Below are 16,941 nucleotides of genomic sequence, written 5' to 3' on the forward strand. Positions count from 1 at the left end.
CCCGGGGCGACAGCGTCCCGGACCGGTCGGTCCCGCGCACCGAGGAGATGCCGTGCTTGCTCTGCTGGACCTGCTCGACCGGACGGAGGCGCTGTCGCGCGACGCCGGTCGCACCGACCTCCTCGACCGACTTCGCCAGGCGCGCCGCCGGGTGCAGGACCCGCACGTCCGGGTCCTGGTCGTCGGTGAGCTGAAGCAGGGCAAGAGCCAGCTCATCAACGCCCTGGTCAACGCACCCGTGTGCCCGGTCGACGACGACGTCGCGACGAGCGTCACGACCGTCGTGGGGTGGTCCGCCGCGCCGACGGCGATGCTTCTCGGGCTGTCCCCGGGCCGGGACGGTGCACACGACGGTGACCCTGCCCGGCTGCGACGGACGCCCGTCCCCATCGAGTCGCACGCGCACTGGGTCTCGGAACGCCGTGCGCCGGACGGTTCCCGCATCGAGTGCTCCGAGGTCGGGCTGCCCCGCCACGTGCTGGCCGGTGGCCTGGTCCTCGTCGACACCCCGGGCGTGGGTGGGATCGGGTCGGCCGACGGCGCCGCGACGATGTCCGCGCTGCCCTCGGCGGACGCCGTGCTCCTCGTCTCCGACGCGGGCCAGGAGTACTCCGCGCCCGAGATCGAGTTCCTGCAGCAGGCGCTGAAGGTGTGCCCGAACGTCGCGTGCATCCTGACGAAGACGGACCTCTACCCGCACTGGCGCGCGGTGGCGGACCTGGACCGTCGCCACCTGCAGCGCGCCGGTGTCCGAGCACCGCTGATCCCCGTGTCGTCGACGCTCCGTCTCCTGGCGGCGCAGCGTCAGGACCGGGACCTGCACGACGAGTCGGGGTTCCCCGAGCTCGTCCGGTACCTGCGCGACGAGGTCGTCGACAACGCGGGCGTCCTGGCACGCCGCTCCGTCGCGCACGACGTGCGGACCGTCACCGAGCACCTGCTCATGACCGGCCGGGCCCAGCTGTCCGCGCTGGACGACCCGGGCGGCGGGGAGACGATCATCGCCGGGCTCAGGACCGGTCGGCAGAACGCGGGCGACCTGCGCCGACGCAGCGCACGCTGGCAGCAGGTGCTGCAGGACGGCGTCGGTGACCTCACCGCCGACATCGAGTACGACCTGCGCGACAGGTTGCGGCGCATCGGCCGGGAGGCCGAGGCGGCGATCGACGACGGTGACCCGGGGCTCGTGTGGGACGAGTTCGACGAGTGGCTCGGCCAGCGCGTCCGGGCGACCGTCGCCGCGAACTTCGTCTGGGCGCACGAGCGGGCGCAGTGGCTCGCGGCACAGGTCGCAGCCCAGTTCGACGCCTCGGACGTCGCCCTGCCGGAGCTCGTCCGCGGCGATGACGACGACGTGCTGGAGCTCGTCGCCCGGCTGGAACGGGTCGACGTCGAGCAGGTCTCGACCGTGCACAAGGTCATCGTCGCCATGCGCGGCTCCTACGGCGGTGTCCTCATGTTCGGGATGGTCACTGCCATCGCGCTGGGCATGTCGATCGTGAACCCGATCTCGGTCGGGGTGGGCGTGGTCCTCGGCGGGCGCGCCTACCGCGAGGACAAGGTGAACCGGGTGCGCCGCCGTCAGGCGGATGCCAAGGCGGCCGTGCGGCGACACCTCGACGAGGTCGTCTTCCAGGTCGGCAAGGACTCCAAGGACCGCCTGCGACGACTCCAGCGGGTGCTGCGCGACCACTTCACCACCCGCGCCGACGAGCTGGTCCGGTCCCTCGACGAGTCGATCCGGTCCGCGAAGGAGGCGAGCCGGACCGACCCGGAGGACCGCGTCGGTCCGCGCGACGCCCTGGCGGGTCGCGTGGCGGAGCTCGAGCAGCTGCACGCCGCGGCCGAGCAGGACATGCTGCCGACGCTCGAGGGGGCGCCCCGATGAGCGGCGAGGAGTCCCAGCCCCGGACCGCGGGTCGTCGTCGGCCGCAGGCACCGGGTGAGCTCGACCGCACCTCGCGGACGACGGTGCGCCGCACCCGGGAGCTGCTGCGGGTCGCAGGCGAGGCGTACGCGGACGAGCCGATCCTCGCCGCGGAGCTGGGCCTGCTGCGAGAACGGTTCGACCGGCCGCTGACCGTCGGCCTCGCCGGGGCCATCAAGTCCGGCAAGTCGACGCTGCTCAACGCGCTCGTGGGTGCGCGGGTCGCGGCGTCGGACGCGTCCGAGTGCACCCAGGCGGTCACCTGGTACCGGTACGGCGACACACCGCGGGTCGCGGTGCACCCCCGCACCGGCCGGTCGTGGGAGAGCCCGGCGATGGCGGGGCGGACCGGTTTGGAGATCGACCTGCGCGGCATCCCCGCGGACGGCATCGACCACGTCGACGTCACGTGGCCGGCACCCGCGCTGCGCGCGCTGACCCTCGTCGACACGCCCGGTCTGGACGCCCTGTCCGGCATCGCGTCCCGGCGGTCGCACGAGTTCCTCACGCAAGGCGCTGCGGCGTCGGTCGTCGACGTGGTCGTGTACCTGGTGCGCCAGGTCCGACGCTCCGACCTGCGCTACCTCACCGAGCTGGCCACACTCCGTGGCCAGGACGCGGTCGAGAGCACGATCGCCGTGGTCGCACGCGCGGACGAGGTCGGAGCCGGTCGCATCGACGCCCTCGTCTCGGCCGAGCGCCTCGCCCTGCGCCACCGCGGTGACCCGGACCTCGCCCGCGTGTGCGGGACGGCGCTGCCTGTCGCGGGGCTGATCGCCGAGACCGCCCAGACGCTGCAGCCGAACGAGGTCGCCGACCTGCGGGCGTTGGCAGCACTGGACCGGCACGTCGTGGAGGAGCTGCTGCTGTCGGTCGACAGGTTCCGGCGCCCGTCCCTCTCGGTCCCCGTCCCGGCCGCGGCGCGTGCCGAGCTGCTCGACCGGCTCGGCATGTTCGGAGTGCGCACGTGCCTGGCCCTGCTGCGCGGCAACCACCTCGACGGCGCGGGCCTCGCCGAGGAGCTCGCGAGGCGTAGCGGGGTCCAGGAGCTGCGCCGGTCGCTCGATGTCGCGTCCGAGCGGCGTGACCTGCTCCAGGCGCCCGAGACCCTCCGTCGCCTGCTCGACCTCATGTCGACCGACGACCGGATCCCCGAGGCGACCCGCGCAGCCCAGGACCTGCTGTCCTCGACCGCGACGCAGCGGGTGGGGTCACCGCCCGCGTCGCAGCTCCCTGAACCAGCGGCCCGCCGCTGAGCTCGCGAGGACGAGCGACCCGGCCAGGGCCAGCCCGGCCTGCGCGAGCAGGGCGAGCCTGTTGAGGTCGTGCACGGTGGAGGCGTCCGGATCGGCGACGATCGCCTGGACGAGGACCACGGCGGCCGCGCCCAGGATGCCGAGCACGACCAGGGCCCATCGGGCGCCCCCGTGCCCCCGGGCCGTCCGCACGACGAGGACGAGGTGGACCAGCCACACGATCGTGAGACCACCGACCACGACCCACACGAGCACGCTCGCCGCGTCCTGCGCCGTGCCGAGCGTCGTCGAGGGGTTCTCCTTCATGACCTCGGCGGCGAACCTGTCGCGCAGCGCCGGCTGGGAGCGCACGATCGACCCGGCTGCGAGCAGGCCCGACGCGAGGCTGCCGACCCACAGACTCAGGCCGGTCGACACCGCCCTCGGCATCACGGGGGGTGCGCTCGTCGCGACGAAGCGTGCCCCACCCACCTCGGGTCGAGGCGGCTGCGGTCGGTCGCCCGCCCGCAGGACCGGCACCTGCCCGGAGGTGTCGGCCCGCTCCCCCGCGTCGACGACGGCCGGCTCCTCCGAGGACCGTGCGGTCCCCGGACCTTCGGGCTCGCGCGCTGTCTCCGACGACATGCGGTTCACGCTAGTCGGAGTCGATCGACCGGTCGCGTCGGGTCGTGGCGTGGCCGCCGTCGAGGCCCGGCTCGGCGCGCGGACGCGGTGAGCCAGACCTACGCTGCTTGTCTCGCACACCGGATCGACGGGGGAGACGATGACAAGCAACGACGCACGCGTTCCCGAGGCACCCCGGCACCGCGCCGACGACGTCGTGGGCGACGAGACGGACGCCGAGAAGATCCGAGCCGACGGCCTCGCCGACGAAGGCCTCAACCCGGTCGACGTCACGACCGAAGCGGAGAAGATCCGCGCCGGCGGCCTCCCCGACGAGGGGCTGGACCCGGCCGACGTCACCACCGAAGCAGAGAAGATCGCTTCCGACAGGCTCGACGACGAGGGGCTGGACCCGGCCGACGACACGACCGAAGCCGAGAAGGTCCGCTCCGACCGCCTCGACTGACGTCGGCAGCGCTCACCGTCCGGGGCGGGTCGCGCCACCATCCTCCGTCGCTCTCTCGGCGGTCGGTGCGCTGACCGCTGCTGCCTCGGCGCGTGCGGTGAGGTCCAGAGGTCGCGGCGTGACACGGACGGGCGCATGATCGACAGCACGGCGCAGCGGGCCGACAGGCCGCCGCCGTTCGGGCTCCAGAAGCGTGGTCCCCCGCCCCACCTGGGGAGAAGCGCGATGAGCCAGACCACACCGGACCCGATCACGGGCGACAACGACCCGTTCCGCTCTGACGACGAGGAGCGCGATAGGACCCGTACCGACGACGACTCCGTCGGTGTCGGCATCCCCATCCTCCTGGGCGACGACCAGGCCCAGGACCGGGCCGACGTCGACGAGCCCGGCGACCGCGCGTAGGCGCACACGGCCGGTGGCGTCGAACCTGCGCGCACGAGGCGGGTCGGCGCCACCAGGCACCCTTCTGCGCGTTTCGGAGGCAGAGCCATGCAGGACAGCGCGGATCAGGGCGCCGCCCCGTGGGTGCCGCCCACCCCGACGATCGCCGGTCTTCGAGCTGCGGCGCCGGCATGTCGCGGCTGCGAGCTGTGGGCTCCCGCGACACAGGTCGTCTTCTCCCGAGGTCCGTCGGACGCCTCCATCGTGCTGGTCGGCGAGCAGCCGGGCGACCACGAGGACCTCGAGGGTGAGCCGTTCGTCGGCCCCGCCGGACGGCTGCTGAGCGACGCCCTGCGCGCCGCCGGCATCGACGAGGACGCCGTCTACCTGACCAACGCGGTCAAGCACTTCCGGTTCGAGGAGCGCGGCAAGCGCCGGATGCACAAGACGCCGACGGTCACGCACCTGCGGGCGTGCGGCCCGTGGCTCGACGCCGAGCTCGCGGTCGTGCGGCCACGCGTCGTCGTGGCGCTCGGCGCGTCCGCCGCCCGCGCGGTGCTCGGACGGTCCGTCGGCGTGACGCGGGAGCGCGGACGCATCCTGGACGGCGGCTACCTGGTGACGACCCACCCGTCGGCCGTGGTGCGCCTGCGCGGCCGCGACGGCTTCGAGAGTGCGTTCGACGCACTCGTGAACGATCTCGGCCTTGCCGCGCCATGACGCCGGCGGTCGCGGTCACTCCGCGGGGAGCCGCAGCTCGCTCAGGACGCGCCGCGACACCTCCGTGAGGCTGAGGTGCTCGTCGACGCTCTCGGCCTGCAGCATGGCGAGCGCGGCAGCGGCGCTGCAGTCGTGCAGCGCCATGACCGCACCGACCGCGCGGTCGATGTCCGCCTGCGCACGGAGTGCGGCCGGGACCACCTGCTCGTCGCCCTCGAGCTCCTCGAGCCGCAGGGCGAAGGTCATCACCAGGCCGAGCTGTTGTGCGTACACGTCGGCGCGAACGATCCGGTCGCGGTCCCACGGGTCGACGAGCTCGCTGTAGATGTTGAGGGCGACGTCGGCTCGAGGTCCGACGTGGACGGCGAACGCGGCAGCGGAGCGGAAACCCTCGGCGAGGCTCGCGCGGCACCAGTCGGGCCACCTCACCTCTGCCTCGATGTCGGGGACCAGCTCGATGGCGAGTCCGTCCATCGCGGCCACGCAGGGGCCGGCGCTCTGCGCGTACTCGACCTCGTCGCAGCGGGCCGCCCGCGCTCCGCTGCTCGCGACCCGACGGCTGACACCTCCCCACCGGATCGACACGCTGCACTCGATGTCCGGTCCCAGGTGGTAGGCCGCGTGCAGGACGAAGTCCTCCAGGGCGCTCTCCAGCGTGTCGCCCAGCTCGATCGGATCTGCACTCGTCTGGTCCATGGCGATCTCCGACCTGCGTCCTTCCGGCTGCGTCCGTCCCGCTGTGTCCCCCCGGTGCACCACGGACGGGAGGTCGACTCGACCGCGCGTCCGTATCGGACACACTCTGCCACCGTCGGCCGCAGACGACCTGCTCGAGCAGCCGACGACAGACCTGCGGCTCGGCTGGCGGGCGTCGTGACCCGGGCTTAGCGTCCGAAGGACCGGCGAGACAGGCCGGCTGACCGTCGCCCGGGGCAGGACACGCCGCCGCGCAGGGAACCGGCGCGCACGCGCCCCACCGCCTCGAACCACCATGCCGCCCCGTCGTCGGGTTCCGGACGGACGCCCCGACGTGCCCGCGGCCCACCCGCTCCCGCACCGAAAGGACACTTCCCCATGACCGACACCGACCTCACCGGTCGTCGCATCCTCGTCCTCGTCACGAACTACGGCGTCGAGCAGGACGAGCTCGTCGTCCCGGTCGAGAAGCTCCGCAAGCGTGGCGCGACCGTCGTCGTCGCCGCGTCGTCCACGGACCCGATCCAGACGCTCGTGGGCGACAAGGACCCGGGCAGCACGGTGCAGCCCGACACGACGTTCGGGGACGCCGGGTCCGAGTTCGACCTGCTCCTCCTCCCGGGTGGCACCGTCAACGCGGACTCGCTCCGGCAGGAGTCCGCCGCCGTCGACATCGTCCGCGCCTCGGCCGCGGCCGGTCGCCCGGTCGCCGCGATCTGCCACGGACCGTGGGCCTTGATCGAGGCGGACGTCGTCAGCGGCAGGACGCTCACGTCGTACCCGTCGCTGCAGTCGGACCTGCGCAACGCCGGCGCGCAGTGGGTGGATGACTCCGTGGTGGTCGACGAGGGCGAGGGCTTCACGCTCGTCACGTCGCGGAACCCCGGGGACCTCGACGACTTCGTGCCTGCGGTGGCCGAAGCCGCCAGGGCCTTCGCCGATGCCCAGCCGGTCAGGTGAGCACCGTGCGCCCGGACGACGCATCCAGGACCGCCCCGGTCGGGGACCAGGAGCCGCTGCCCGCCTCGAAACCTGACACGGGCGAGCCGGAGGAGGGCAACAACCAGGACGTCGCGGTCGAGAGGATCTACCCCGACGACCCGACCGGCGCCGACCCCGCGTAGGGCTTCCGCCCCCTGCCGCACTCGACGCCCACCCCGTCAGCGTCGACGGTGTCGACGCCCACGGCTCCCGCCCACCCCGGCGGGAGCCGTGGGCGTCCGCGATGCAAGACGATCCGGTTGCACTGTTGACCGCATCGCCCGTGCGCGCTCAAATGCGGCCGTTCGCCGACCTCGACGACCGCGTCCCGACCAGAACGGAGCCTCCCGTGACGATCACCGTCCGTGGCAGCGCCGCTGCGTCGGTCTCCTGTCCGGCCCGCTGTCACCGCTGACACCCGGCCAGTCCGACCGTCGCGAACGGTCGGAGCAGAGACGCACCCGAGAGACCCGACGATGACCCAGCTGTCCGCTCCCCCAGTCCTTGACGTCCACGAGCTCAGCGCACTGACGCGCTCCATCGCAGCCAGCCCGGAGCTGTGGCGCCCCCGGGTGCGCTTCCAGGAGAGCGGTCGCTGGTGGACCCGCCTGGACGCACCTGCGGGTGTCGACGTCTGGCTGATCACCTGGCTGCCCGCGCAGGGCACCGAGCTGCACGACCACGGTGCGTCGTCCGCAGCGTTCACGATCGCCAGCGGCACCATCACCGAGATCCGCCCCACCGCGGACGGCGGTCTGGTTCCTCGCCGGTTCGCCGCCGGGCAGACGCAGACCGTGGACCCGGGCGACCTGCACGACGTGCTGAACGCCGGAACCGAACCGGCCGTCACCATCCACGCGTACTCGGTCCCGCTGACGCGGATGACCTACTGGGCACGCTCCGGCGACGGCGTCCTGGTCCCTGCCCGCACGGTCGAGACCGACGAGCCGGAGTCCACCTGATGCCGCGGACGATCGACGACGTGCTGGCGGAGGCCCGTACGCGTCTGGACCGGCTGACACCCCGTCAGGCCCGCGACGCGCTCGACGCCGGTGCGCTGCTCGTCGACATCCGGCCCGCCGCGCAGCGCGCCACCGAGGGCGAGGTGCCGCTGGCCGTCGTCATCGAGCGCAACGTGCTCGAGTGGCGCCTCGACCCGACCAGCGCCCACCGGATCCCCGCCGCGACGGGTCACGACGTCCAGGTGATCGTGCTGTGCTCCGAGGGATATACGTCGAGCCTCGCCGCTGCGGCGCTGGTCGATCTCGGGCTGGACAGGGCGACCGACGTCGTCGGCGGCTTCCACGCGTGGGCCGCTGCGGGGCTGCCCGTCTCCGGCGACGCTCGACGCGCCCTGGCGGGAGCCGCGCACCAGCCGGGCTGACCCACTAGGCCGATCGGGTGAACGCCCGTGACAGGCCCAGGACCGTCGGCCGGTTCGATCGGGTTTGTCCCCGACGGAGCGTCCCCGCGGATGTGACCGAGGTCATGCGCCCCGCGCGGACTTCCTACACTGCGCCGATGTCCCGCTCCCGCGCCCGGCCCTCCCTCGTGGCCGCCCTCGTGGTGCTCGCGCTCGGCGCGGCCGTCGCCGTGGGCGTCGGACAGGTGCTCGGGCTGAGCTTCGAACCGGCGGACACGCCTGCGCAGATCGCCACGACGACCGTCCCGTCGACCCCTGTGGCTGCTGCGCCGTCGATCGCCACGATCGACGTCCCCGACGACGAGCAGATCGCGCTCGCGGCGTCGGCCCTCTCCGATGCGCTGACCGACCGGGGCCTGCCCGCACCCACCCCCGCGGTGGGTGGCGCGGACCTCGCCGTCCGGTACGTGCCCTCGTTCGCGGCCTCCCCCGAGGCCTACCGTGTCCAGCAGGACGCGAGCGGACGGTACGCGCTCGAAGCAGGCGGCCCGGCAGGCGCCGCGGCAGGGCTGTACGCCCTCGCCGACCGCATCCGCTCAGGCGCCACCCCGGACACCACGGGCACCACGCACGAACCCCGGCTCGGGCTGCGCCTCACCGATGCGGGCTCCGTGGGACGGGAGGCCGACCCCGACGCGTTCGCGGCCGGGACCGACTACTCGCTCAACACCGACGTCGTCGCCACCGCGGTGCTCCCCGAAGCTCCCTGGGTGGACCAGGCCGTGGTCGCCGACATCGACGCGCAGTTCCGCCAGCTGGTCCAGCACGCGCTCCGGCACGGCTACAACGGCGTCGTCGTGCCCGGCTTCCTCGAGTACGTGACGTTCAGCGGCGTCGGCGACGGTCACCAGGTGTACCCGGACGGCGACCCGCACGTGGCGCGCGCGCAGGCGATGGTCGACGCGTTCGGGCCCGTGTTCCAGTACGCCGCAGACATGGGCATGCACGTCTACCTGCTCACCGACATGCTCGCGGTCTCCCCGCCGCTCGAGGCGTACCTGGAGAAGACGGTGGGCGGGCTCGACGTCGAGGACCCGGCGCTCTGGTCGGTCTACCAGGCGGGCCTCGCGGAGCTCTTCGAGAGCATGCCGTTCGTCGACGGGCTCATGATCCGGATCGGGGAGGGCGGCTCCGTCTACCAGGCCGGCTGGGACTACTCCTCGAAGCTGGCCGTCACCTCCGAGACGTCCGTGCAGGCGATGCTCACGGCCCTCCTGGCCACGGCCACCGAGCACGACCGCGACATCATCTTCCGGACCTGGACCGTCGGCGTCGGCGCGGTCGGCGACCTGCACACCAACCCCGCGTCCTACGAGGCGGTGCTCGGCGCCGTCGACGACCCGCACCTCATCGTGTCGACCAAGTACACGATGGGCGACTTCTACAGCCACCTGCCCCTCAACCCGACGCTCTCGGTCGGGACTCACAGGCGCATCGTGGAGTTCCAGGCGCGCCGGGAGTTCGAGGGGTTCGGCGCACTCCCGAACGACCTCGTGGCCGAGGAGGCCCAGGCACTGCAGACGTTCCTCGCGGCCAACCCGCACGTCGAGGGCGTCTGGAACTGGACGCAGGACGGTGGCCCGCTGCGTGCGGGGCCCATGACGCTGTACCTGCGCACGGGTTTCTGGCAGCTGTACGACCTGAACACCTACGGCACCGCGCGCCTGGCGTGGGACCCGTCGGCTGACCCGACGCAGGTGACCACGGACTGGGTGCGTCAGACCCTCTCCCCCGACCCGGCGACGGCAGCGGTAATCACGGCGAGCCTCGGCCGCTCGCGCGACGCCCTCACGACCGGTCTCTACATCCGGCCCTACGCGCAGCAGAGCGTCAAGGCCCTCGGCCTCGAACCGCCACCGATGATGTGGATCTTCGAGTGGGACATCGTCACGGGCGACTCCGCGGCGCTCGACAGCATCTACGCGGTGAGCCGCGACGACCTCGACTCCGCGGTCGCCGACGGAGCGCACGCCACAGCGGTCGCCGAGCAGATGCGGGCGCAGGTCGCCGGGACCGACCCGGACGCCTGGCGCTCCCCCGAGCTGTACGACCACGTCGTCGACGCCCTCGACTACGAGACGGACCTGCTCGGTACCCTCGCCGCGTACCGCGAGTCCGTCCTGCGGCGGGTCCAGTGGCTCGACACCGGCAGCCCGGCCGCCTACGACCAGTGGCGCTCGGCCGAGGAGACGTTCCGCGCCGCACGCGTCGAGCACGAGGCGCGCTACGCCGGGGACGTCGACCTGCCCGCGTACAACTTCACGGCAGCCGACCTCGGCGCCGAGCGCGCGGACCGGGACCCCGCGATGGCCTGGCTCGCGCGCGGGCTGCTCGCCGTGGTCCTGACCGTCCTGGTGATCGGTGCCGTTCGGCCGCGTGCGACCGCCCTGCGAGCACTGTTCGTCGCGACGACCCGTCCATGGCGGCTCGACGAGATCGCGATCCTGACGAGCCGTGCAGAACGCGTCCTCGTCTGGGCCGTGCCGGGCGCCGTCCTCGTGGCCAGCCGGTTGGTCTACACGTGGTTCGCGGCACCGGCGCACCTCGTCGCGACGCTCGGCGCGTGGCTGGTCCTGACGGTGCTGCTGCGCGTCGCCGTCGGACGCCGCGACCCGTTCGCCCTCTGGGCGGCTCTCGGCGGCGTCGTCCTGCTGCGCACCGTGATCCTTCTGGGCGCACTCGCGCTGCGCGGCCCGGGGCGCTACTGGTTCGGGTTCTGGACCGAGCCGGCGTCCCGCACGGCGTACGTCACGGTCGCCTTCGCGGCGTTCTGCTGGTCGTTCGTCGTGATCGCGCTCGTGCTGCGCCGCTCCTACGGGCTCGGTCGCGGCCGCGCCGTGGGAACCACCGCATTCGCGGGCGGGCTCACCCTCGCGGTCACGTCCGGCGCGGTCGCGGCCATGGGGCTCGAACGGGCCCTGACCGTCTGGAACGACCAGATGGCACTCCTGCCGTGGGGTCTGTCCCGGATCCTGGGGATCACCGTCTACCTCGGGATCCCGGCCTGGCTGCCCGGGGCCCTCGCCGTCGTCGGTCTCGTCGTCGCTGTGCTCGGGGGCGCCATGACGGTGCGGCGTGGCAGCAGGGCCGGGCCACCCGAGCTCGCGGCGTCGGCCTCAGCTCGCTGACGTCGTCGCCCGCTCGCGCAGCGCCTGGTCCACCGCCTCCTGGACGCGCACTGCCTCCCGCGCCGTGCGGGCCCGCTTGCGGCGACGAAGGACGCGGACGGTGCCGAGCACCGCCGCCACCATGGCCAGGACGAGCACCAGGAGCGACCACGGGATCGCCCAGGTGGACGCCGAGGCGCTCTCCTGGTCGAGCGAGGTGGTCGACCCGGCAGCATCCGTGAGCAGCGGCGTCACCACGGCGGTCGCCGAGACACGTACAGCCGGCGTCACGTGGTGCAGCGGGACGCTGACCTTCCACGACTCGCCGGGCAACAGCTGGGGCGTGGCCTCGAGGTCGCTGGCGTGCACCGTGAACCAGCCGAAGGGACCGCCGGCGGACGCGACCTGCTGGGCGGAGACGGTCGTGTTCCCGGTGTTGTGGAGGGTGTAGCTGATCGTGGCGTCGCCCGCCGAGAACGGGTTGAGCGTGCCGTGGTAGGCCACCGCGACACCCTCGACCGCGAGGCTGGGCTGCACCTCTCCGCCCACGTGCAGCGTGATCCGCACGCCGAGGCGCCGGTCCACGTTGATGCCCTCCTCGGTGTCGGCCTGCGTCAGCGACGTGACGATGCCACCGACGTAGTCGCCCGGCGTCGCGGAGTCGGGAACCTGGACCGTGAACGGCACGTCGACCGTGGCGTCCGGCTGCACGGTCACGGTGCTCGTCGACGAGGCCACCCACGCGCCGACGCCGGTCGACGTCTCCTCGGGCGTCAGCAGGTCGAGCTGGCCGCTCTCGGTCGTGTAGCCGTCCGCGGTGTGGATCGCGAGGTCGAGGGCGGTCGCGCCGTGGTTGGCGACCACGAGCGTGTCCTCGACGGACCCACCCGGGTTCACCGTGTACGTGAAGCTCGTCCGGTCCGCACCCAGGTCGTGGGTGCCGGTACGCACCGTCCAGGTGACGTCGCCGTCGGGCGCCGCCGTCGGGACCGCGAGCGCAGCCGGTCCGACGCAGGCGCTGAGCGCGGCCAACGCGGTCACGAGGGCGGCGCGGACGAGTCGTGCGTGCATCGCAGAGTCCTTCAGGTTCGAGAAACGGAAGATCCGGTGGGTGGACGCGCAGGGCGCCCACCCACCGGGAGTCAGCCGACGTAGGTCAGCTGCTCAGTGCTGTGATCGTGAGCGTCGCGCGGTACGAGCCCTTCGCGACGTCGCCCGGGATCTTCAGATCCAGGTCGGCGCCGAGCTTGGCCGTGCCCTTGTCGTGGCCCTGGCTCGCGGAGCCGAGGCCACGCGAGATCGACAGGCCGCTGCCGCCACCGGCGTAGCCGGAGACGACCGACTCACCGGCGGTCGCACCCGCGCCGGCCTGGACGAGCTTCGGCGTCCAGCCGAGGTTGGCGCCGGAGAACGACTTGGCGCCGTCCTTGAAGTCGCCCACCGAGGCCGAGACGGACCACGGAGCGTGCGAGCTGCGTGAGTCGGTCACCGTGATCGGGTTGATCTGGCCCGCGGCCTCGAAGTAGTCGCCGTCGTGCTCGACCGCGGTGCCCAGGTCGACCAGGCCGTTGTAGCCGTCGATGGTCCAGCCGAACTCGCCGGGGGCTGCGTCGGGAACTGCGACCTGGATGCTCTGGCCGGAGCCCTGGTAGGGGTGCACGGTCACCGAGTCGACGACCGACCCGACCGGCTGCGCCGGCGATGAGCCGTTGCCCGGGCCGCACCAGGCGACCTTGCCGAGCTCGACCGCGGCGTTCGGGGCGGAGCAGTCACCGCTACGGACGTTCTCGACGACGAGCTTGTCGCTGCGCACCTGGACCTTGACGTACGTGCGGACGTGCTCCTGGTTCTGCACCGAGTTGTACCAGTAGCTGCTCGGGTTCAGCGGGTCGGCGCCGTTGCCGGCACCGCTCGTGCCGCTGCCGTCGGGGGCCGTCAGGTCGTAGTACTTCGAGCCGGACGCCGAGTTGGCCGTGACGTACAGGACGCCGCCAGGACCGGGGTACACGTCGGCGGCACCGGGCTGCTCGGCGGGGTCGGCCTTCTCGCTGTTCTTGATCAGGTAGCTGCGCGAGTAGCTGTGGTCGTGACCCTGCAGGACCACGTCGACGCCGAGGTTGGAGAACGCCGTCGGGAAGTCGACGCGACGGACCTTGTTGTCGGCGTCCTTCGCGTGGTCGGCCGGCGAGTAGATCGCGTGGTGGTAGACGAGGACCTTGTACTTCGCCTCGTCGCCGTGCTGGTTGATGACGTCGGTGACGTACGCGAGGTGTGCCGCGTCGCCGCCGCCGCCCTGGGCGGTCGCGTAGGAGTTGCTGTTCAGGTCGATGAACAGGACGTCCTTGTAGATGTACCAGTAGTCGCCGCCCGACCTGGCCCCGGCGGGGTTGCCGTCGTTGTAGAAGGCGCCGGAGCGGTCCGTGTTCGGCGTGTACAGGTGCTGCTCGTACGCCTTGCCGCCCACGTCGTGGTTGCCGATCGTCGCTGCCCACGGGTACTGACGGAGCTTGTCGGGCGCGAGGAACGCGGTCCACTGCGACTCGGTGTTCGCCGTCTCGACCTGGTCACCGCCGGAGACCAGGAGCTCGGCGTTGGGGTTGGCCGCGAGCGACACGTTCAGCGTGTCCTCCCATCCGGCCTGGTCCTTGCCGACGTTGCCCGACGCACCGATCTGCGGGTCGCCGTAGAAGAGGAAGTCGTAGTCGCCGTCGAAGGACTGCGTCGCGAAGGAGTACGTCGGCGACCAGCTGCCCTCGGAACCGACGCGGTAGGAGTACGTCGTGTTCTCGGCCAGGCCGGTGAGCGTGGCGTGGCGGTTGAACCCGCCGCTGGTGGCGATGTTGGCGGCCCCGGCGGCCGAGAACGTCGACGCGTCGGCCGGGAAGGCACCGCCGACGAGCGCGGAGGTGGGCGCGAGCTGCACGCTCTGCGCGGAGTCGACCGAGGAGTACCAGGTCACGATGCGCTGCGTCTCGTTGGCGCCGACGCCGAGGATGACGCCGCTGAGGCTGGCCGGGTCGTCGGCCATGGCGGGCGTGGTCATGGCGAGAGCGCCGAAGGCGCACGTGGCGCCCACGGCGAGTGCGGTGAGGCGTACAGACATCCGGTGCCGGGCTGCCCGGCGCTCGGTTGTCACGCTGATCGAAGACATGCGTCGTCCGTTCTCTCCTGGGTGGTGCCTGGGTGGCGTTCCCAACGTGTCGACGCCACGTGAACCCCACGCAAACTCGGACGATCCGGCGGGTTGCCCCTGTCGGAACGCTTGCCTCACGCACCCAGCAGGCGTTCGGCGAACCAGACCAGTCCCATGACGGTCACGCCCGCGGCGAGGAGCCCGGTGATCCACAGACCGGCTCTCGGTGCGCGGTACCTCGTCATGGTCAGCGCCGGGAAGACGAGCAGGATCAGCGAGATCTGCACGACCTCGATCCCCACGTTGAACACGAGCAGCGACCACAGCAGCGTCCACGACCACGCCTCGTCGATCCCCAGCGCCCCGGCGAAGCCGAGGCCGTGCACCAGCCCGAAGCAGAAGACGACGGCGAGCCGCAGCCAGCCGGCCCGGTCCAGGCCGAGGTGCAGCCCGTGGGCCGCGTCGATCTCGGTGGCCCGGTCGCCGTGCTTCCAGATCCGCCACAGGTACCAGCCGGCCACGACCGCGATCGACAGGGCGATGACCGGCTCGACGACACGTGCCGGCACGGTGACGACACCGGTCGCGGCCAGGATGAAGGTGATCGAGTGCGCGAGCGTGAAGGTCGTCGCGGCGAGCACGATCTCGCGCAGGCCTCGTGAGCCGGCGATGAGGGCGAGCAGGAACAGCACGTGGTCGATGCCGGTGAGCAGGTGCTCGGCGCCCAGGTGGAAGAACTCCCAGAACCGCTCGCCCGTGCTCTGCTCGGTGGTGAACGTCGGGTGCGCCGCGTCCAGGGCGGCGCTGCCGTGCTGCCCGTCGAGCTCGTACGTCACGATCGTCTTGGCGTCGCGGACGTAGCCCTCGTCGTCGCCGAACAGGGTCGCCGTCACCTCGTGCGCCCCGTCATGCGCAGCACACTCGTGGTCCAGGACGAGCACCGCGTACGGCACGCCCTCACGCTGTGTGACGGTCACCCGGTCGACCAGCGAGGCCGTGCAGGTGCGGCCTGCGGACGACACCGACAGGCGGTCCGTGACGTACGCGAGCACGGCGTCGGAATGAGCGACCAGGGCCGCAGCCTGCTCGGCGGCGTCCCCCGCCTCGAACGCCGCGGTGCCCTCCTGGAAGAGCGCGTCGTCGCGCTCTGCGTCTGCGACCGACACGACGAGCAGGTCGTACTCCAGACCCACCTCGGTGCGCACGTGTCCCCTGGCTGCGGACTCGACGTCGACGAAGACGCTCGTGCTGAAGCCGTGCGCGGAAGCGGGTGCTGCCCCGAGGACGCCGAGGGCGAGCAGCGCGAGGCAGGCGAGGACGGACCGCACGGCGGCGCGTGGCATGCGTACTCCTTCGGTGGGCCAGCGCACCGTCCACCGCGCGGATGAACGCGAGGAGGACCGTCGACGAACGCCCGCGGAACGTCTGGTCCTCGAGGGCGATCGTGAGGACGACCTGGGGTACGAAGGACGCCGCACCCCTCACAAAGGACGATGTCGCGTGGACGCACGAGCTCGAACGGTCGCGGCGCTCGCCGTCGCCGCGATCCTGGTCGCCGGGTGCAGCCGTCCCGACGGCTGGGCGGAACCGCGCGTCGCACCCACCGGCGTCGGCGCCCTCGGGGCCGGGTTCCTCGACCCGTCGGCACCGCCGAGCCCGGAGGCCACGCTCGCCCCGGAACCCGGTTCCTGGTCCGACGTGCATCCCGCGCCGGGGTACCGGGTGGTCCTGCTCACAGCTGGCGACGACGCTCCCACGACGACGCTCGTCCGCTCGGTGCAGGACTGGGCCGACGAGGAGCGCGTCGCGCTCAAGGAGGTCGTCGTGGACGACGGCGACTACGTCGGAGGCATCACCTCGGCCATGTCGATGCACCCCGACCTGATCATCAGCGTGGGCGACGCCCTCGTCGACCCGCTCGCGGTCGTGACCGCCAACCACCTCGACGAGCAGTTCCTGGTGCTCGGGGCCGAGGTCGCGGAGCCGACGCACAACGTCACCGCGGTCGACTGGACGGGAGCGTCGTTCCGCGGCGAGGGCCTGGGCACGTCCTCGACCTACGACGCCGGCTCGTTCACCCCCGAACGCGGCGCGTCCGCCGTCCGCGCGGGGGCCGCGGCCGTGCTGACCGGAGTCAGCGGCGTCGTGCTCTGGATCGACTGAGTGGTCGGACGCCCCACGGACGACCGTCCCGCAGCGGACGGCAGTGGGCGCGCAGGGCGGTGACCCTGCAGACTGTCGGACG

16 protein-coding genes are annotated in these 16,941 nt (G+C 72.5%); 11 read left to right on the plus strand and 5 right to left on the minus strand.

Annotation, left to right across the window (positions count from 1 at the left end):
- Positions 1 to 52: 52 nt before the first annotated feature.
- A complete protein-coding gene (locus N553_RS22340) occupies positions 53 to 1,888 on the plus strand; it encodes a dynamin family protein (protein ID WP_034621815.1) in 1,836 nt (611 codons plus the stop codon).
- Complete coding sequence (locus N553_RS22345; RefSeq protein WP_051640092.1) at positions 1,885 to 3,183, plus strand: dynamin family protein; 1,299 nt, start codon at positions 1,885 to 1,887, stop codon at positions 3,181 to 3,183. Before N553_RS22340 ends, N553_RS22345 begins: the two co-directional genes overlap by 4 nt.
- Here the strand turns inward: N553_RS22345 and N553_RS0111375 are convergent.
- A complete protein-coding gene (locus N553_RS0111375; protein WP_156043808.1) occupies positions 3,139 to 3,807 on the minus strand; it encodes a hypothetical protein in 669 nt (222 codons plus the stop codon). The genes N553_RS22345 and N553_RS0111375 overlap by 45 nt on opposite strands.
- Before the next feature lie 139 nt (positions 3,808 to 3,946).
- Here N553_RS0111375 and N553_RS0111380 point away from each other — a divergent pair, with 139 nt between their 5' ends.
- The 3 genes from N553_RS0111380 (at position 3,947) to N553_RS0111390 (ending at position 5,356) form a co-directional block, all read left to right on the plus strand.
- Entirely contained in the window at positions 3,947 to 4,252 is a 306-nt protein-coding gene (locus N553_RS0111380; protein ID WP_028046619.1) for a hypothetical protein, read from the plus strand.
- Between the two features lie 225 nt (positions 4,253 to 4,477).
- Entirely contained in the window at positions 4,478 to 4,657 is a 180-nt protein-coding gene (locus tag N553_RS0111385) for a hypothetical protein (protein WP_156043809.1), read from the plus strand.
- A gap of 87 nt (positions 4,658 to 4,744) precedes the next feature.
- Complete coding sequence (locus N553_RS0111390; protein WP_028046621.1) at positions 4,745 to 5,356, plus strand: UdgX family uracil-DNA binding protein; 612 nt, start codon at positions 4,745 to 4,747, stop codon at positions 5,354 to 5,356.
- Between the two features lie 15 nt (positions 5,357 to 5,371).
- Here the strand turns inward: N553_RS0111390 and N553_RS0111395 are convergent, their stop codons facing one another.
- Positions 5,372 to 6,052: an ANTAR domain-containing protein gene (locus N553_RS0111395; protein WP_028046622.1), complete on the minus strand. Its 681-nt coding sequence runs from the start codon at positions 6,050 to 6,052 to the stop codon at positions 5,372 to 5,374.
- A gap of 378 nt (positions 6,053 to 6,430) precedes the next feature.
- On the opposite strand from N553_RS0111395, the gene N553_RS0111400 reads away from it, so the two are divergent.
- The 5 genes from N553_RS0111400 to N553_RS22360 all read left to right on the plus strand — a co-directional run bounded on the left by N553_RS0111400 (position 6,431) and on the right by N553_RS22360 (position 11,584).
- Positions 6,431 to 7,012 carry a type 1 glutamine amidotransferase domain-containing protein gene (locus N553_RS0111400; RefSeq protein WP_028046623.1) on the plus strand — a complete coding sequence of 194 codons (582 nt, stop codon included), beginning with the start codon at positions 6,431 to 6,433 and terminating at the stop codon, positions 7,010 to 7,012.
- Positions 7,013 to 7,017: 5 nt separating this feature from the next.
- On the plus strand, positions 7,018 to 7,176 hold the full coding sequence (locus tag N553_RS25090) for a hypothetical protein (RefSeq protein WP_156043810.1): 159 nt from the start codon (positions 7,018 to 7,020) through the stop codon (positions 7,174 to 7,176).
- 333 nt (positions 7,177 to 7,509) lie between these two features.
- The gene (locus tag N553_RS22350; RefSeq protein ID WP_051640093.1) at positions 7,510 to 7,995 is read left to right on the plus strand and encodes a cysteine dioxygenase family protein; all 486 of its coding nucleotides are present in this window, start codon (positions 7,510 to 7,512) and stop codon (positions 7,993 to 7,995) included.
- Positions 7,995 to 8,417, plus strand: coding sequence for a rhodanese-like domain-containing protein (locus N553_RS22355; protein ID WP_081844520.1), 423 nt, complete (start codon positions 7,995 to 7,997; stop codon positions 8,415 to 8,417). Before N553_RS22350 ends, N553_RS22355 begins: the two co-directional genes overlap by 1 nt.
- A gap of 137 nt (positions 8,418 to 8,554) precedes the next feature.
- Positions 8,555 to 11,584: a hypothetical protein gene (locus tag N553_RS22360; RefSeq protein WP_081844521.1), complete on the plus strand. Its 3,030-nt coding sequence runs from the start codon at positions 8,555 to 8,557 to the stop codon at positions 11,582 to 11,584.
- On the opposite strand, the gene N553_RS0111425 is transcribed toward N553_RS22360, so the two are convergent.
- The 3 genes from N553_RS0111425 to N553_RS0111435 all read right to left on the minus strand — a co-directional run bounded on the left by N553_RS0111425 (position 11,573) and on the right by N553_RS0111435 (position 16,039).
- Complete coding sequence (locus tag N553_RS0111425; RefSeq protein ID WP_028046624.1) at positions 11,573 to 12,634, minus strand: WxL protein peptidoglycan domain-containing protein; 1,062 nt, start codon at positions 12,632 to 12,634, stop codon at positions 11,573 to 11,575. The two genes, N553_RS22360 and N553_RS0111425, sit on opposite strands and share 12 nt — an antisense overlap.
- An 85-nt stretch (positions 12,635 to 12,719) precedes the next feature.
- Positions 12,720 to 14,714: an FN3 domain-containing metallophosphoesterase family protein gene (locus N553_RS0111430; RefSeq protein WP_028046625.1), complete on the minus strand. Its 1,995-nt coding sequence runs from the start codon at positions 14,712 to 14,714 to the stop codon at positions 12,720 to 12,722.
- A gap of 116 nt (positions 14,715 to 14,830) precedes the next feature.
- On the minus strand, positions 14,831 to 16,039 hold the full coding sequence (locus tag N553_RS0111435; protein ID WP_028046626.1) for a HupE/UreJ family protein: 1,209 nt from the start codon (positions 16,037 to 16,039) through the stop codon (positions 14,831 to 14,833).
- Positions 16,040 to 16,196: 157 nt separating this feature from the next.
- Here N553_RS0111435 and N553_RS0111440 point away from each other — a divergent pair, with 157 nt between their 5' ends.
- Positions 16,197 to 16,859 (plus strand): hypothetical protein, encoded by a 663-nt coding sequence (locus N553_RS0111440; protein WP_028046627.1) that lies wholly within the window; start codon positions 16,197 to 16,199, stop codon positions 16,857 to 16,859.
- The last annotated feature ends 82 nt before the right edge of the window (positions 16,860 to 16,941 follow it).

Source organism: Cellulomonas sp. URHE0023 (assembly GCF_000688475.1).
GTDB lineage: Bacteria > Actinomycetota > Actinomycetes > Actinomycetales > Cellulomonadaceae > Cellulomonas.

Excerpts from the sequence above, each read along its gene's own strand:
- N553_RS22345 (WP_051640092.1), top strand. The coding sequence starts at position 1,885 with ATGAGCGGCGAGGAGTCCCAGCCCCGGACCGCGGGTCGTCGTCGGCCG.
- N553_RS0111375 (WP_156043808.1), bottom strand. The coding sequence starts at position 3,807 with ATGTCGTCGGAGACAGCGCGCGAGCCCGAAGGTCCGGGGACCGCACGG.
- N553_RS0111380 (WP_028046619.1), top strand. The coding sequence starts at position 3,947 with ATGACAAGCAACGACGCACGCGTTCCCGAGGCACCCCGGCACCGCGCC.
- N553_RS0111385 (WP_156043809.1), top strand. The coding sequence starts at position 4,478 with ATGAGCCAGACCACACCGGACCCGATCACGGGCGACAACGACCCGTTC.
- N553_RS0111390 (WP_028046621.1), top strand. The coding sequence starts at position 4,745 with ATGCAGGACAGCGCGGATCAGGGCGCCGCCCCGTGGGTGCCGCCCACC.
- N553_RS0111395 (WP_028046622.1), bottom strand. The coding sequence starts at position 6,052 with ATGGACCAGACGAGTGCAGATCCGATCGAGCTGGGCGACACGCTGGAG.
- N553_RS0111400 (WP_028046623.1), top strand. The coding sequence starts at position 6,431 with ATGACCGACACCGACCTCACCGGTCGTCGCATCCTCGTCCTCGTCACG.
- N553_RS22350 (WP_051640093.1), top strand. The coding sequence starts at position 7,510 with ATGACCCAGCTGTCCGCTCCCCCAGTCCTTGACGTCCACGAGCTCAGC.
- N553_RS22355 (WP_081844520.1), top strand. The coding sequence starts at position 7,995 with ATGCCGCGGACGATCGACGACGTGCTGGCGGAGGCCCGTACGCGTCTG.
- N553_RS22360 (WP_081844521.1), top strand. The coding sequence starts at position 8,555 with ATGTCCCGCTCCCGCGCCCGGCCCTCCCTCGTGGCCGCCCTCGTGGTG.
- N553_RS0111425 (WP_028046624.1), bottom strand. The coding sequence starts at position 12,634 with ATGCACGCACGACTCGTCCGCGCCGCCCTCGTGACCGCGTTGGCCGCG.
- N553_RS0111430 (WP_028046625.1), bottom strand. The coding sequence starts at position 14,714 with ATGTCTTCGATCAGCGTGACAACCGAGCGCCGGGCAGCCCGGCACCGG.
- N553_RS0111435 (WP_028046626.1), bottom strand. The coding sequence starts at position 16,039 with ATGCCACGCGCCGCCGTGCGGTCCGTCCTCGCCTGCCTCGCGCTGCTC.